The 14091-nt window shown below is 70.5% G+C and carries 16 protein-coding genes and 1 pseudogene; 7 read left to right on the top strand and 10 right to left on the bottom strand.

Annotated features, from left to right (window positions below):
* Positions 1–240: 240 nt before the first annotated feature.
* A complete protein-coding gene (locus OG734_RS45465) occupies positions 241–1017 on the bottom strand; it encodes a class I SAM-dependent methyltransferase (protein ID WP_330293237.1) in 777 nt (258 codons plus the stop codon).
* A gap of 102 nt (positions 1018–1119) precedes the next feature.
* Between OG734_RS45465 and OG734_RS45470 the strand changes: the two genes are divergently transcribed.
* Positions 1120–1527: a helix-turn-helix domain-containing protein gene (locus tag OG734_RS45470; protein ID WP_330293238.1), complete on the top strand. Its 408-nt coding sequence runs from the start codon at positions 1120–1122 to the stop codon at positions 1525–1527.
* A 40-nt stretch (positions 1528–1567) separates the two neighbouring features.
* Here the strand turns inward: OG734_RS45470 and OG734_RS45475 are convergent, their stop codons facing one another.
* From OG734_RS45475 to OG734_RS45510, 8 genes are all read right to left on the bottom strand, one after another.
* A complete protein-coding gene (locus OG734_RS45475; RefSeq protein ID WP_330293239.1) occupies positions 1568–2170 on the bottom strand; it encodes a ClpP family protease in 603 nt (200 codons plus the stop codon).
* 1 nt (position 2171) lies between these two features.
* Entirely contained in the window at positions 2172–2828 is a 657-nt protein-coding gene (locus OG734_RS45480; protein WP_330293240.1) for a ClpP family protease, read from the bottom strand.
* Positions 2829–3128: 300 nt separating this feature from the next.
* Entirely contained in the window at positions 3129–4775 is a 1647-nt protein-coding gene (abc-f, locus tag OG734_RS45485; RefSeq protein ID WP_330293241.1) for a ribosomal protection-like ABC-F family protein, read from the bottom strand.
* 234 nt (positions 4776–5009) lie between these two features.
* On the bottom strand, positions 5010–5693 hold the full coding sequence (locus tag OG734_RS45490; RefSeq protein ID WP_330293242.1) for a glyoxalase: 684 nt from the start codon (positions 5691–5693) through the stop codon (positions 5010–5012).
* Positions 5693–6214: a helix-turn-helix transcriptional regulator gene (locus OG734_RS45495; protein WP_330293243.1), complete on the bottom strand. Its 522-nt coding sequence runs from the start codon at positions 6212–6214 to the stop codon at positions 5693–5695. The genes OG734_RS45490 and OG734_RS45495 overlap by 1 nt, the downstream gene beginning before the upstream one ends.
* A gap of 87 nt (positions 6215–6301) precedes the next feature.
* Positions 6302–6712 carry a VOC family protein gene (locus OG734_RS45500; protein WP_330293244.1) on the bottom strand — a complete coding sequence of 137 codons (411 nt, stop codon included), beginning with the start codon at positions 6710–6712 and terminating at the stop codon, positions 6302–6304.
* Positions 6713–6781: 69 nt separating this feature from the next.
* Positions 6782–7450 (bottom strand): hypothetical protein, encoded by a 669-nt coding sequence (locus OG734_RS45505; RefSeq protein ID WP_330293245.1) that lies wholly within the window; start codon positions 7448–7450, stop codon positions 6782–6784.
* Positions 7434–8183, bottom strand: a complete 750-nt coding sequence (locus OG734_RS45510; RefSeq protein ID WP_330293246.1) for a hypothetical protein — start codon at positions 8181–8183, stop codon at positions 7434–7436. Before OG734_RS45510 ends, OG734_RS45505 begins: the two co-directional genes overlap by 17 nt.
* 87 nt (positions 8184–8270) lie before the next feature.
* Here OG734_RS45510 and OG734_RS45515 point away from each other — a divergent pair, with 87 nt between their 5' ends.
* From OG734_RS45515 to OG734_RS45530, 4 genes are all read left to right on the top strand, one after another.
* The gene (locus tag OG734_RS45515) at positions 8271–8918 is read left to right on the top strand and encodes a hypothetical protein (protein ID WP_330293247.1); all 648 of its coding nucleotides are present in this window, start codon (positions 8271–8273) and stop codon (positions 8916–8918) included.
* 143 nt (positions 8919–9061) lie between these two features.
* On the top strand, positions 9062–9469 hold the full coding sequence (locus OG734_RS45520; RefSeq protein ID WP_330293248.1) for a YciI family protein: 408 nt from the start codon (positions 9062–9064) through the stop codon (positions 9467–9469).
* Between the two features lie 17 nt (positions 9470–9486).
* Positions 9487–10629 carry an RNA polymerase sigma factor gene (locus OG734_RS45525; protein ID WP_330294025.1) on the top strand — a complete coding sequence of 381 codons (1143 nt, stop codon included), beginning with the start codon at positions 9487–9489 and terminating at the stop codon, positions 10627–10629.
* Between the two features lie 160 nt (positions 10630–10789).
* On the top strand, positions 10790–11089 hold the full coding sequence (locus OG734_RS45530) for a hypothetical protein (RefSeq protein ID WP_330293249.1): 300 nt from the start codon (positions 10790–10792) through the stop codon (positions 11087–11089).
* A 50-nt stretch (positions 11090–11139) separates the two neighbouring features.
* On the opposite strand, the gene OG734_RS45535 is transcribed toward OG734_RS45530, so the two are convergent.
* On the bottom strand, positions 11140–12105 hold the full coding sequence (locus OG734_RS45535) for a YihY/virulence factor BrkB family protein (protein WP_330293250.1): 966 nt from the start codon (positions 12103–12105) through the stop codon (positions 11140–11142).
* Positions 12106–12310: 205 nt separating this feature from the next.
* Here OG734_RS45535 and OG734_RS45540 point away from each other — a divergent pair.
* A pseudogene (locus OG734_RS45540) lies at positions 12311–12564 on the top strand (catalase); the annotation flags it as partial.
* A 214-nt stretch (positions 12565–12778) separates the two neighbouring features.
* Positions 12779–13963, top strand: coding sequence for a carboxylate-amine ligase (locus tag OG734_RS45545; protein ID WP_443065131.1), 1185 nt, complete (start codon positions 12779–12781; stop codon positions 13961–13963).
* Positions 13964–14091: the final 128 nt, after the last annotated feature.

The raw sequence follows: 14091 nt of genomic DNA on the forward strand, positions 1-14091 counted from the left end.
CCGACTGCGCGTACCCGATCGATCGCCGTGCATGCCACACATCGTGCTCCGTGCAAAGGACGGGCCGGACACGAGGTGGGAAAAGCCCGCAGAACCATGGGTGTTGACCTGGCACTAAGGATCCGCGGGCCGATCGCGGCGCCGACGTAGACACCGTGGGGCGATTGCGGTCCACAGCGCGGAGGATTGGCGTAGGGAACCCGGTGCGGAGAACCCGGTGCGGCGAGCTTCGTTGTTCGCTCAGGAGGCCCGGGGCGCCATGATCAGCTCATGGAGGTAGCGCTTGGTGATCCGGCCGCCGTACCGCGTCTCGAGCAGGTCCCGGATGCAGGTGAGCAGGCCGTGACGTGAGGGTGCGTCGAGTGCGCGGTGGTTCGAGTAGGTGAGCAGGACGTCGATGTACTCGTCGACGGAGTACGCGATGTCCCGGGCATGGCGCCGGACGGTGATCTGGTCGAAGTGCTCGGAGTGCGCCAACTCGCCGGTGTCCGTGGCCGTGTCGGCCTCGTCGACCTGTTGCAGGTCGGGCGGCGTGGCGGGGTCCCACTGCTCGTAGCAGCGCTGTACCCGCTCGAAGAAGTCGACGGTGCCGCCCTTGACATGGTGGGTGGTGACGAGCGCGAGCAGCCCGCCCGGCCGGAGGGCCTGAGCCATCCTGGGCAGCCGTACCGCCGGGTCGAGCCAGTGGAAAGCGGTAGCGCAGACGACCAGGTCGAACGGTTCGGGTGGCAGCGGCCAGTGTTCGAAGTCGGCGACCGTCACCGCCGCGAGCGGGAATCCCCGCAGGTTGTGCCGGGCCACGGCCGCCATGGACGGACCCAGTTCGACGGCAGTGAGCCGACACCCCGACGTGGCCAGCGGGACGGTGAGTTGGCCCGTACCCGGGGCGACCTCCAGGACTCGGCTGCCCGGGCCGAGACCGGCCGCGCGGGCCAGATCGTCCACGAGGGCCTGCGGATACCGGGGGCGTGCCCGGTCGTACAGTTCCGCCGCCTCGTTGAAGGTGTCACGCAGCATGTCGCCCTTCACCCCATTCGTCGTTCGTCCTGCCGTGGTGATTCCACCCAGGGCAGAATGCCGATCCCTTCCCCTGGAAGCGATGGCTTTTAGGCTGAGGGAGTGAGCAATCAAGCGCCGAACCAGGCCCGGGTGATCCCGCTGCGTCCGAAAACCATGCCGGCACCGGCTCCCGCCACCCCGGTGGCCCCGGCGGTGCCCGCCCCCAGGGAACCGCTCTTCCGGGACCTGGTCGGCGACGTCCTGCGCCGCGAGCGGCTCGCCCAGGAACGCACCCTCAAGGATGTGGCGGACGCGGCCAGGATCTCCATGCCGTACCTGTCCGAGCTGGAGCGGGGCCGCAAGGAAGCCTCCTCGGAGGTCCTCGCGGCAGCCGCCCATGCTCTCGGCCTGGGCCTGGGAGACCTGTTGTCCCTGGCCCAGAGCGAGCTGACGCGGCACACCATAAGCCGTACCCGCGCGCGTACGACGACCTCCGCGCCGTACAACGGGCTCTGCCTGGTCGCCTAGCAGGCATGCAGGCAGGCGCGAGCCCGTCGGACGTGCTCCGTCAGACGCCGGCGAGGCGGCGGCTCACCACCTCGTCTGCCAGGCCGTACGCCACCGCCTCCGCCGCGGTGAACACCTTGTCGCGGTCCATGTCCGCGCGCAGCGTCATCACGTCGTGATGCGTGTGCCGGGAGAGCACCTCCTCGACCTGCGCGCGGATGCGGACCATCTCCCTTGCCTGGACGGCCAGGTCGGAGACCATGCCCCGGTGACCGCTGCTCGCCGGCTGGCCCAGCAGCACCCGCGCGTGTTCGAGTACGAATCGACGCCCGGGATCGCCCCCGGCCAGCAGCACCGCCGCGGTCGAGGCCGCCTGCCCGACACAGAAAGTCGAGATCGGCGCCTGTACGTAGGTCATGGTGTCGTAGATCGCCATGAGCGAGGTGAACGAGCCGCCGGGCGAGTTGATGTAGATCGCGATCTCCTGCTCCGGTGACGACGACTCCAGATGCAGGAGTTGCGCGATCACGACGTTGGCCACGCCGTCGTCGATCTCGGTGCCGAGAAAGATGATCCGCTCGGACAGCAGCCGGCTGAACACGTCGTACGACCGCTCGCCCTGCGGGGTGCGCTCGACGACGTTCGGAATCGTGTACGTCCCCATGTCAGAGCCCCATCCGTCGTCGTGAGGCGGCAGGGCGTACGTCGGTCAGCGAGTCGACCACCCGGTCCACCAGGCCGTACTCCTTGGCCTGTTCGGCCGTGAACCAGCGGTCGCGGTCGCCGTCCCGCGAGATCGTCTCCTCGCTCTGGCCGGTGTGCTGGGCGGTGATCCGCTCGACGGTCCGCTTCGTGAACTCCAGGTTCTCCGCCTGGATCTCGATGTCGGAGGTGGTGCCGCCGATACCGGCCGACGGCTGGTGCATCATGATCCGCGCGTTCGGCAGCGCGTACCTCTTGCCGGCCGAGCCCACGCTGAGCAGGAACTGGCCCATGCTGGCCGCGAATCCCATGGTGAGCGTGGACACGTCGTTCGGGATCAGCTGCATGGTGTCGTAGATGGCGAGGCCCGCCGTCACGGAGCCGCCGGGGCTGTTGATGTACAGACTGATGTCGGTGCGCGGGTCCTCCGCGGACAGCAGAAGCAGCTGGGCGCAGATCCGGTTCGCCGAGACCTCGTCGACCTGCGTACCGAGGAACACGATGCGCTGGGCGAGCAGTTGGGCGGCCAGATGGTCGTCGAACCGGGAGGCAGGCGTGTCGCCCTCCTCGGCCCGGGGCAGCAGCGCCGGCCAGGGGCCGGTCGCGGTGAGTGGGGACATCGGGGCTCCTCGTCGAGTCGTGGGTTGTGGGTCGTACGGCGGATGGTGCCGCACTCCCACTCTCGGCCCGACTCGACGCCTGCGGCCGGTTTCTCGGCCCGCAGCAGATTCGCTGACGGCAGAGGCGCCGGTAGCGCGGCGGGCGGCGGTGTTGTCGGGGCCGGGCGGGCTGGTGTGCCGAGCGCGGGCCCGACGGTCCGTCGGGCCCGGCCGGGTGAGGCGGCCGGCGCCGCCGGATTCGGCAGACCCCGGACCGTGGATGTCCACCCGCGGGAGAATCCGCCGCCCAGCGTTTACGGGTCAGCCTCTGCGGCCGCCGCGCAGTCCCAGCCGCTCCGCCGGGAAGCGTTCACGGAAGCCGCGGTCGTGCGAGACCGCGACCACCGCCCCCGGGTACGCCGCGAGGGCCGCCTCCAGGTCCTCGATCAGGTCGAGCGCTATGTGGTTCGTCGGCTCGTCGAGTACGAGAAGGTCGACGGGCCGGGTCACCAGCCTCGCGATCTGCAACCGCCGTTGCTGCCCCACGGACAGCGCCGTGACCGGTACGTGCAGATCCTCCTCCCGGAACAGCCCCAGCGTCAGGAGCTCATCCGCGTACTCCTCCGCCAGCCCGGGCCGCCCGGACGCGAAGGCGGTGAGCAGCGGGAGCCGCGTGGAGCGCGCGGGCAGCTCCTGGGCCAGGTACCCGACTCGAGCCGGACGGCGTACCGTGCCCGTATCCGGCTCCAGGTCGCCCGCCAGGACACGCAGCAGGGTCGTCTTGCCCGCCCCGTTCTCGCCCGTGACCAGCAGCCGTTGCCCGGGCTCGATCGCCAGCAGCCCGTCCAGACGCAGCCGCTCGCCGACGCTCACGCCGTCGAGCTCGGCAAGCGGGCCCGCGACAGGATGTGCGTCGCCCGCCGCCGACAGTGCCGCCGTGAACCGCAGCGATTCGGGCGGCGCCGCCACCGGATTGCGCCGCAGATGGGCCAACCGCTCCCGGATCGAGCGCACCTGCCCGCCGAGCTTTGCCTCATGCGAGCGGCGATGCTTGCCGAAGCCCTGCCGCGGGTCCTTGCCGGTACCGCCCAGCCGCCTGCCGGCGGCTTCGAGCAGCTCCTCGGTACGGGCCACCTCCTGGAGCCAGTCCGCGAATTCCTGCTTCGCTCGGCGTCGGGCGGCGGCCTTCGCGGCGCGGTAGCCCGCCCAGCCGTCGCCGTACCGGTGCACCGTGCGCGCATCCCGGTCGACTTCAAGGATCGTGGTGGCCACGCGCTCCAGGAAGCCGCGGTCATGGGTGACCGCGACAACGGTGCCTCGGTGCGCGCGCAGGTGCTCCTCCAGCCAGCGCACGGCCGCCGCGTCAAGATGGTTCGTAGGCTCGTCGAGCAGCAGTAACTCGGGGGAGGCGGCCAGCACGCAGGCCAGTGCGAGCCGCGACTGCTCGCCGCCGGAGAGCGAGCCGAGCACGCGGTCGCGGGTGATCCCGGCGAGCCCGAGTCCGTGCATGGCGGCATCCACGCGGGCGTCCGCCTCGTAGCCGCCGTGTTCCTCGTACACGATCAGCAGCTCGCCGTACGCGGCGAGTTCCCCCTCCGACGCCTCGCCGAGGCGCTCCTCCGCCATGCGCAAGCGGCGCTCCATGCCGCGCAGTTCGGCCAGCGCGAGATCGACAGCGTCCTGTACGGTGCACGCCGGGTCGAGGTCGAGGGTCTGGGCGAGATGTCCGGTGCCGCCGGGGAAGCTGACGGTGATCTCCCCGGCGTCCGGCGTCTCGGCCGCGGCCAGCAGCCGCAGCAAGGTGGACTTGCCGGAGCCGTTCTCGCCGATGACTGCCGCCCTTTCACCCGGGCGGACGGTGAAACGGACCTGGTCGAGAACGGTCCGGGTGCCGTAGGACTTGGTGACGTCTGTGACCGACAGCTGCGCCACGGCAGTGGGCACAGCGGTATGGGCGCGTTCGCGCATATGGCTTTCCTTGGGAATGCGAAGGGTCTGCGGGCAGCAGAAACGGCGGCGTCGGCCGTGCCCGGACTCAGAGAAAGTAGAAGAAAGCCATGCCCTCACCATAGCAAGACGATACGTCTCGCCTCTACTCGTTTGCGCCGCGAAGTCCGTGCCTCATAGAAGGACGGGACGGGACGGGACGGGACGGCTCGGGACGGGACGGGGCGGGTCGGGGCGGGAGCGCGAGGCCGTGGGTCAGGACAGTTCAGGCGCCGGGGACGGCGCGGAGGCGAGGGGGCCGGCGGTCTCCCAGGCGAATCCGTCCGGATCGGTGAAGGGGCCGGCGGTGCTGCCGAGGGCGATGCGGTGAGAGCCGGTGCCGTCGGCGGGGACGCCGAGATCCTTCGCCAGGCCCCGCCGCTTGTACAGCGCGAGCTTGACGGGGCTGGACTCGCCGGAGGTGAACTCGGCGTACTTGCCGCCGAAGCTTCTGGCCACGGTCAGGCCCCGGCCGACGTAGAACTGCTTGCTGGCCTTCACGTCCTCGACACCGAGCAGAAGGACGATCTCGTCGATGTCGTGGGTGGCCGGGCCGGTGTCCTTCTTCGCCGAGGTCGCGACCTTCCAGATCGTCCCGTCCGGGGCCTGGACGACGCCGCCGTAGCCCCACAGTGACTTCGCGGCGGGCTTCAGCACTGTGGCGCCGGCGTCCACTGCCGCGCCCAGGAAGCTGTCGACAGTGGCCGGCTGGGACACTGTGAGCGCCAGGGTGAAGCCGCGGAATCCGGTGGAGTGTGCCTCGGACGCCCTCAGGTGTATGTGCGTGTCCACTCCGAAGGCGGAGTAGAAGCGGTGGGCGGCCTCGGGGTCTGCCACCTCGAGGGTGACGGATGCGATGGACGTGGTGGATGCGGTGGAAGCGGTGATTGCCATGGCCATCACGCTAGGGGGTGCTCGGCGGCCGGGGCTTCTCGATTCCTGACCGGTCTTGTCACCTGCTTCGCCACACACGCCGGCATCCCCTCCACCGTGATCGCAGCACCCGCAGCACCCGCAGCACCCGCAGGGTCGCCCGCCGTATCCGCCATCTCCGCCGCCTGGCGCCGGAAGGCCCCGGGCGGCATGCCGACCAACTCCGTGAAGCGGGTGGTGAACGTGCCCAACGACGCACAGCCGACCGCGAAGCAGATCTCGGTGACGCTGAGATCGCCCCGCCGCAGCAGTGCTGTCGCGCGCTCGATGCGACGCGTCATGAGGTACGAGTACGGCGACTCACCGTAGGCGGCCCGAAACTGACGGCTGAGATGCCCGGCGGACATGTTCACACCCCGGGCGAGCGCCTCCACGTTCAGTGGCTGCGCGTACTCCCTGTCGATCCGGTCGCGGACGCGGCGCAACCGCGCGAGATCAGCCAGACGCTGCGCCTCGACGCGTGCACGCCGCCACTCGGGCTGACACATGAGAACACTCCCCCTTTTTTTCGTCCGGTGATGACTTGCGGGTGCTCGCGATGCAGGCCCGTACGGCCGTATCGGCGCCCGCGCGGTTCAGCGAAGCTCCTGGATACGGATCAGGTTGCCCGCAGGGTCGCGGATCGCGCAGTCGCGAATGCCGTACGGCTGCTCGGTCGGCTCCTGGACGACCTCGGTATCGCCGGCCTGCACCTTCTCGAACGTGGCATCGAGGTCCCGGGTGGCCAGCAGGATCCAACCGTAGGTGCCCTTGGCCATCATCTCGGTGATGGTGCGGCGCTCGTCCTCCGTCACTCCCGGATCAGCGGCCGGCGGTGCCAGAAGGATCGATGTGTCGGGCTGACCGGCAGGGCCGACCGTGATCCAGCGCATCCTGCCCTGCCCGACGTCGCTGCGGACCTCGAAGCCGAGGACCTCGCGGTAGAAGGCGAGCGACGCATCCGGGTCGTCGTGCGGGAGAGACGTCGTGTGAATCGTGATGTCCATGGCGGGTAGGTTATGGCGGCTCCACGGTCCGCGCTTCTCGATTGCTGACCGATGTTCCTCAATCCCAGGTCAAACGACGATGGAAGGAATGGCCGCCCACAGCAGCGGCGAGTGCTCGATCCCGCCGCCGGCCCGCCAGCGGTCGAGTCGGTCGCGCTGCCAGCGGCCGAGCCGTTCCACGGGGTCGGGGTCTTCGTGGGCGGTGTCGACGGCGACGATCGCTTCGGTCAGCGGGCGTACGGACTTGGGCAGGCCCGCCAGCTGGTGGAAGGCGAAGTTGGTCGGCAGCACCCAGCGGGTGGCGGTGACGAGTTCGGCACCGTTGTGGATCATCGCCGTCGCGAGGCCGAACGACTCGGCGAAGCGGAGGTCGCCGCCGCTCTCGCAGCCGATGAGCGCGACACGCGGCGGCGCGGGCCACAGCCCTGCCCCCGGCTCGCCGTCGGCGCGCAGAGGCAGCGTGCCCAGCAGGAGGTCCTTGGCCGACAACGGGCGATGGCCGCGGACCGGGTCGGCCAGGTCGGCGGTTCCCGGATCGCAGCACAGATGGAGTGTGCCGTCCTCGCTCTGCCCGCCCTCGACCGGCGCGCCGCTCACATGTCCGACGTACAGAAGTCTGCGGGCCCCCTTGCGGAGCACATCGCTCAGCCAGTCCCGATCCAGGTCGGTGCGGCGGAACGCCTCCACCGGGGTGGAGACGGACGGCACGACGGCACCCGCGTCAAGACGCCCCTGCACGAAGGACAGCAGCTCCGGGTCCGATCCGGGCGGCCCCAGCGATGTACTCCTGCAGCGCGACACGCCCGGGTCCCTGCGCCGCCATCCGCACCTTCGGCGGCGGCGCGACACGCAGGCCGGCGGAGGCGGCGGCCTCCGCGGCCACACCGCCGAGGGTCATCGGGCCGTCGGCGCGCGCGTACGTCTTCATGGCCGCGCTCGGAAAGACCGATCCGGCGTCTTCGACGGACCCTGGGGGAGAGGTACGTGGCGCCGAGGGCGGCGTACGGTCCAGCGCCAGCAGGGCGCCCGCGCTGCGCTGTTCCACCAGTTCGAAGAGCAGCCCCTGGTCCTGGCGGCGTACGGCAAGACGGAAGGCCAACTCCATCGCCTCGTCCGCGAGTTGGAGCCACTGATGGCGAGCGTGGGCGGTGGTGAAGTCGTAGCGCGCCGCCTGAAGGGTCAGTGCGGCGGGAAGCGCGAGGGAGAGCGCGTTGTCGACGGACCGCCTCTCGTGGACGCCGTGGTCGGTCCGGTTCAGGTTGTCCTCAAGGGTTCTCGCGAGCATGAGGTCGACCTGTGCGCACCGCTCGTACACCTCCCGCGCCTGGTAGACGTCGCGGGCCCCTTGGGCCAGCCGCTTCATCTCGGTGATGTCGCCCTGGTCGTAGGCGAGTTGGGCACCCAACAGTATGGTGTCGGCGGCCGCGATCGAGGCGCCGAGTTCCTCGAACGGGGCGAGGCTCGCAGCCATCAGGTCGCCCGCGCCGACGCTGTCGCCGCGCCGGCCGGCGAGGAAGGCGCGGGCCTGTTCGCAGACCGCCAGGTCTCCGAACCACTGTTGCCGCTCGAAGAACGCGGACGCCTCGGCGAACAGCCGCTCCGCGAGGTCGAGTTCACCCCGTTTGCCGTGAACTCGCGGTGCGCTACCCGCGGGCGGCCGGACCGGTTCCGCGTCGTGGACGACACCGGGGACGAGAAGAACGGTCGGGTCGTCCCGAACTGCACGGTCGCCCTGCTCCTGGTCGGCCTGGTCGTCCAGGCGACCGTCGCCTGGGGCTACCCGTGGGCGCTGCTCGGCTTCGGCGCCCTGCTCACAGTACGCACGGTGACAGGCGGCGACCTCCGCACGGTGCGTACCCGTGACGCCCTGCTGTCCTCGGCCGTCGCCGTCCCGGCGGGAGTCGTGGCCGTCACCAAGGACGTGTACAAGGACGGGGAGGGCAGCGAGATCGTCAATCACGCCCCCGTCGTCACCTTCACCACCCGCGAGGGCACCCACGTCACCGTCCTCTCACGTGACGGCATCCCTGACCCCAGTCGGTCCCTCGGGCGCGACCTCACCCTCCACTACGCCCCCGACGACCTGACGGTCCACACCCCGGACCTCGCAGCTGAGCGACGTGACCACGAGGCGACCATCGGCATGATCGTCATCCTGCTGATCGCCGGAGTGGCGGCGGTCGTGGCCGGCGCGGTCAACCTGTGACAGGCACCCCGGTCCCGGTCCCAGTCCCCCAACAAAAAATAATTTCGGCGAATTCGGCCGGCGATGTCGAGAACCCGTGGCTGGCTTCGTCTCCGTAGTGAACGCGACCAGAATGGGTCGCAGCCGCACGGAGGAGAACCATCATGGCCAAGTACCTGCTTCTGAAGCACTACCGCGGCGCCCCCGCTGCGGTGAACGACATCCCCATGGACAAGTGGACGCCGCAGGAGATCTCGGACCACGTGCAGTACATGCGGGACTTCGCGGCCCGCCTCGAAGGAACCGGCGAGTTCGTCGACGGCCAGGCGCTCGCCCCCGAGGGGACGTGGGTCAAGTACGACGGCGAGGGGCGCCCGCCGGTCACCGACGGCCCGTTCGCCGAGACCAAGGACCTCATCGCCGGCTGGATGATCATCGACGTCGACAGCTACGAACGCGCCGTCGAGCTGGCCGGGCAACTGTCGGCGGCCCCCGGAGCGGGCGGCAGGCCGATCCACGAGTGGCTGGAGCTGCGCCCGTTCCTGGCCGAGCCGCCCACCATCACGGAGTGACCACTCAGGTGCCCCAGATCAACGAGGCCCTGCTCCGCAGCCTCACCCCGAGCGTGCTCGCCGTCCTCGTCCGCCGCGGAGCCGACTTCGCGGCGGCCGAGGACGCCGTACAGGACGCCCTCGTCGAGGCGGTCCGCGTCTGGCCGGCCGATGCGCCACGGGATGCGAAGGGCTGGCTGGTCACCGTGGCCTGGCGGCGGTTCCTCGACGCGACCCGCGCGGACACCGCCCGCCGCCGGCGTGAGGACCGCCTCGACGAGGAGCCGGCGCCAGGGCCCGCCCCCGCGGCGGACGACACCCTCCAGCTGTACTTCCTGTGCGCGCACCCGTCGCTGACGCCATCGTCCGCGGTCGCGCTCACCCTGCGCGCCGTGGGCGGGCTGACCACCCGCCAGATCGCCGAGGCCTACCTGGTGCCCGAGGCGACCATGGCCCAGCGCATCAGCCGGGCCAAACGCACCGTGGCCGGCGTGCGCTTCGAGACGCCCGGCGATGTCGCCACCGTCCTGCGCGTCCTCTACCTCGTCTTCAACGAGGGCTACTCCGGCGACCTCGACCTCGCCGCCGAGGCCATCCGCCTCACCCGCCAGCTCGCGGCCGCCATCGACCACCCCGAGGTGGCGGGACTGCTCGCCCTCATGCTGCTCCACCACGCCCGCCGCACCGCCCGCACCGCGCCCGACGGCAGCCTCGTCCCGCTCGCCGAGCAGGACCGCAGCCGATGGGACACGACCGCGATCGCCGAGGGCATCACCATCCTCCAGGTGGCCCTCGCCCGTGACCGGCTGGGCGAGTTCCAGGCCCAGGCCGCCGTCGCAGCCCTCCACGCCGACGCGTACACCGCCGAGGAGACCGACTGGGTGCAGATCGTCGAGTGGTACGACGAACTCGTACGCCTGACCGACAGCCCCGTCGTCCGGCTCAACCGCGCGGTCGCCGTCGGCGAGGCCGACGGACCGCGCGCCGGTCTGGCCGCGCTCGCGGCACTGAACGAGTCACTGCCCCGCCACACCGCGGTCGCGGCCTACCTCCACGAGCGCGACGGCGACCTGGCGTCAGCGGCACGTCTGTACGTCGAGGCGGCCCAGAAAGCCCCCAACCTCGCCGAACGCGACCACCTCACCCGCCAGGCGGCCCGGCTCAACGCCCGCGGGCGTTGAGCCGGAAGAACTCGGCGCGGCTCTGCCGCTGAGTCCGCCGCACGCCGGGCGTGCGGGGGTGGAGCGCGGTCATGTGCTGCCTCTGTGCGCTCTTCGCCGGCGGCCACTCCGGCGGGACGATGCTCGGGCACACACAGAGCTGGACACAGGGGGCGGGAAAATGACGGTAGTGATGTCGATGAGCTGGGCCGGGGTCAGCCCTGAGCAGTACGACATGGTGCGGGACACGGTCGGCTGGGAGGAGGTCGCCCCGGGCGGCGGTGAAGTGCACGTGGCCTGGTTCGACGCCCAAGGGCTGCATGTGATCGACGTCTGGGAGTCGGAGCAGGCCTTCGAGACCTTCTTCGCCCAGCGACTGGCACCCGCGATCGAGAAGGCCGGCATCGAAGGCGCCCCGACCACCGGCTTCAGCCCCCTGTACAGGCGTTTCATCGCCCCTGGGGTCACCGGCGCCGCCTGACGGCAGGCAGTCGTCTCCGGGACGGTCACAGCCGCCCCGGAGCTGTCGCCTCAGGACCCGGGCCCGGGATCCGGACGTACGGCGGACTCGATCCCGGCGCGTGCCGCTTCCAGCTGGGCGGCGAAGGCGATACCGAGGAACAGGGCGACGCCAGTGACGTTGGCCCACAGCAGCAGGGCGACGAACGCGGTGAGCGGCCCGTACACGGCTCCGAACGCATCGCTCTTGCTGACGTACAGCGACAGCAGCCAGGTGGCCGAGACCCACAGGACGAGATGGACCGCGCTGCCGAACGCGAGCCAGGTGTAGCCCGGTTGGCTGCGGCGCGGCGACCAGCGGAAGATCACGGCGGAGGCGATCCACGCCAGCGCCAGTCCCACCGGGACTTCAAGGGCGCCCCACCAGCGGTCGTTGCCGCCGGCGGAGCCCAGGGTCCGCGCGACGGCGTCTCCGACCGCCTCACCGCCCACGAGCACCACGAACCCGAGCACCATGGGCAGGCCGCCCGCCATCGACAGCAGCAGCGCACGACCGTACTTACTGGCGAAGGGGCGGTCGCGCTCGATGCCGTAGATGCGGTTGGCACCTCGCTCGATCTGGCTCATCGCCGACGTGAGGTTCAGTACGGCGAAGGCGAGCCCCAGCCACAGTGCGAGGGTGCTCCAGACACCACCCTGGGCGCTGCGCCGCGTCCCGGCGAACGCCTCGTCGAGCACGCCGGCGCCGGCACCGGGGACGATGTCGCCGAGAGCACCTTCGACGACCCGGCCCACCGACTCGGTGTCCACGGACGTGGCAAGGCCCACCAGAGCCAGGCTGAGGGGAACCAGTCCGAGCACGATCTGGAATGCCAGGGCACGTGCGTTGGTGAAGCCGTCGGCGTAGCGGAAGCGGGCGAACGAGTCCATCAGTAGCGGGACGCCGCCGTAGCGCCGCAGTGCGGTGAACGCCTCGTCCCCGGAGAGCTCCTCTCCGATCATGTCCCTGGTCTGCGGGACGTGGACGGCGGTTCCCATCGCGTACCGGTTCCCTCCACTTGACCGGGGCCCGACCCCCGCGTATGCCCTGTTGGCCTGCCTGCGAACGGCCGGTTCACCGGCCGTCACCGTTGGACGTTCCGCATGAGACTACCGATCGAGGTGACTCCGAGGTCCTGCCGGGTACCCGGCAGGACCACCCCCGCCCGCTGCCGTGGGGACGAGCCCGAAGGAGTTCATGATCATGGCGGACGTATCCAGTACCGGCCCCGCTCCCGGCGATGACGGGAGGGTGCTCACCAACCGGCAGGGCATCCGGTCCACGACAACCAGAACCAGCGCACGGTCGGTGCCCGGGGCCCCGCCACGCTGGAGAACTACCAGTTCCTGGAGAAGATCAGCCACTTCGACCGGGAGCGCATCCCCGAGCGTGTCGTGCACGCCCGGGGCGTCCTGGCATACGGCTATTTCGAGGCTTACGGCAGCTGGGGCGACGAACGGCACGTCGTGACGCGGTAAGGACCCGAGCGGCAGGATCTGCAATATGCGCGATGCGCTCATTTGTGATGATATCGATCCAGAGGTGCATATCTGAGCTTACGTGTGGGTGCCCGGGGAACTCGGGGCCTGTCACAGCCGCTGCAGCCTCCCGGTGGGGGACCGCACTCCCGGGACGGAAGGCATTGAGGCCCTCAAGGAGTTGACCGTGAGTATCTGCATCGGAGTGGAAGAAGAGTTCCACGTTCTGGAGGTAGAGAGCGGCCTGCTCGTGCCGCGTGCCGATCCGGTCCTTCGACGGCTGCCTCGGCGGACCTTCACCAGTGAACTTCACCGGTCCATCGTGGAATCGAACAGCGGGGTGCACGCGTCCCTGCACGACCTGTACGCCGATCTCGCCGGAACGAGACAGCGGCTCGACGCGGCCGCCGCCTCGCTGGGGCTCGCCGCGGTGGCCGCGGGTACGGCGCCCCTCGCACCCGCCTCCTCCGGCCCCCCCACCGCAGAGGCGCGCTATCGCCACATGGTCGAGGAATACCGTCAGGTCGCCGACGAGCAGCTCATCTGCGGAGCCCAGGTCCACGTGGACATACCCGACCGCGACACCGCGGTACGGGTGATGTGCGAGGTCTCGCCCTGGCTGCCCGTGCTCCTGGCGCTGTCCGCCAGCTCACCGTTCTGGCAGGGCACCGACACCGGCTACGCGAGCTGGCGCACGATGCTCTGGCAGCGCTGGCCCACCGCCGGCCCGATCGGCTGCTTCCCGAGCGCGACCGAGTACGACGCCGCGGTGCGCGACCTGGTCCGGGCCGGGATCATCAGCGACGCCGGGATGATCTATTACGACATACGTCCCTCCGCGCATCTACGCACCCTGGAACTGCGGATCTGCGACGCCTGCCCGCGTGCGGAGACCGTCGTGCTCATCGCCGGACTGTTCCGCGCACTGGTGACCGAGGCCCGTGAGCGGCTGCGCCAGGACGACGCGCCCTGCCCGGGCCGACACGAGTGGCTGCGCGGCGCCGCCTGGCGGGCCGCACGATCCGGCCTGGAGGGCACCCTGGTGGACCCCGCGACGCACCGGGAACTGCCCGCGCCGCAGGTCGTCCGGAAGCTGCTGACACGGCTGCGCCCCGCACTCGAGGCCCACGGGGACTGGCCGACCGTGAGGGCGCTGACGGACGAGGCCCTCGCCGAGGGCAGCGCCGCCGCCCGGATACGGCGTGCGGCGCAGGAAGAGGATCTACTGGCCTGTGTCGACCTGCTGATCGCCGAAACCCGCGGCGAACGCAGAAACCGCACGTCACCATCGCTCGGCCGCGTCGACCCTCCGAACGTCGGCGCGGACGTGCAAGGCCCGCCGTTCGGCTCCGGGGCACCGGAGGTCATCGGCCGCTGACATGCCAGTGAACGTCATGAGGCCGGCACAGCCCGTGGTCACCACGGCTGCCGTACCACGCCCTGTCTCTCACCCATCTGGTCAGGAGATGTTTCGTCATGTCCAGCGACATCGCCCTAATCGTGCGC

The sequence above is a fragment of the Streptomyces sp. NBC_00576 genome, assembly GCF_036345175.1.
Lineage (GTDB): Bacteria > Actinomycetota > Actinomycetes > Streptomycetales > Streptomycetaceae > Streptomyces.